The organism is Bacillus sp. LR--39 (assembly GCF_053613335.1).
On sequence record NZ_JBSIOT010000254.1, the window covers coordinates 1 to 1191 of the forward strand.

Below are 1191 nucleotides of genomic sequence, written 5' to 3' on the forward strand. Positions count from 1 at the left end.
TACGCTGTATGGAACAGTGAATCCATTGAACGAATGATGAAAAATCCATTGAGCAAGCCTGAAAACAAAATGACGCCGACTGCAGTGAGCGCCCATGGGGAGAACCGTCTGACCGTCTCCCACGCGAGCGTTTTGTCAGGCTGCCTCCATTCTTTTGAGAGCAGCAAAACGAGTGCCGCTATTCCGCCAACCCAGATGGAAGCGGAAGTTAAATGAAGGAAATCCATCAAAATGCCGACCGTTTTTTCTTCAACGACAGCAGCATGCCCGGTAAACGCCTTGGCAAGCAGGAGACCGAAAAAGAAAATGAGCGGCGCTATCCAATAGCCAAAGGATGAAAAGCGGTTTTTCCGTATCGCAGGAATGACAGACAGTGCGAGGAGCACGAACAGAGCGGCCTGTATGATCCAAATGGAGCCGCCTGCTGTCTCAAACAGTGTTTCTCTGATGTAGCCCGGCTGGAATGCGCTGCCCCAGCCGTCGCCTGCGTTCGCTTTTGTCTGAATCGGAAGCTGAAGCAAAAGCGCCAGCCCCAATGCTGCGATCGAGCCGGTCAGGATACGTCTCGTCCGTTTGACGAACTGTTCTGATTTCCCTTTATACCAGAAAAGATGGAAGAAAACCGTTCCGATAAACAGAGATAAGGCTGTATACAGAATCGCGCGATCTGCTGCTGTTCCCGGATTCAGAGCTGAGTCGGCTGCTTTTTGGCTGCTGAATCCGCCATCCGCTTTCCCAATACTAAACGGAATGACGCCAGAAACAGGATGCCCGTCCGCGGATACGGCATTCCATTCCGCTCTGTACACATCATGAGGCAGATTCTTCTTCAGCTTCACTGTCATGATGTGATGATTATCTTTTTTGATTTCAGTCTTGTCCGTATCCACACGGTCGCCGTTTGAATTAAAGACTTTAATGTAATGAAACCCTTCTTCAACCGGTTCATTAAATTCGATTTCCACCTGCGCAGGGGCGCTTTTTAATTCGCTGTTTTCCCCAGGTGAAGATTTGACAATATAGGCGTGAGCAAAGCTTGTTTTCGGCAGGAAAACAAGAAAAAGCAGAAGAATGATCCACCATCTGTTTCGCTTCATCACTCAGACACCACCTTCCGCTGTATGTGTTGTGTTATTTCTTGGTGCAGGTGCAGCGTTTCTTTCTGTCTTTGAGCATGTCTTCCAGCGCTTG

At 49.0% G+C, this 1191-nt stretch carries 1 protein-coding gene; it reads right to left on the reverse strand.

What is annotated here, in order from left to right; all coding sequences use genetic code 11:
• On the reverse strand, window positions 1-1097 hold a 1097-nt coding region (gene ycnJ, locus ACWHAR_RS22270; RefSeq protein WP_452087857.1), incomplete at its 3' end, for a copper transporter YcnJ.
• Window positions 1098-1191 lie beyond the last annotated feature (94 nt).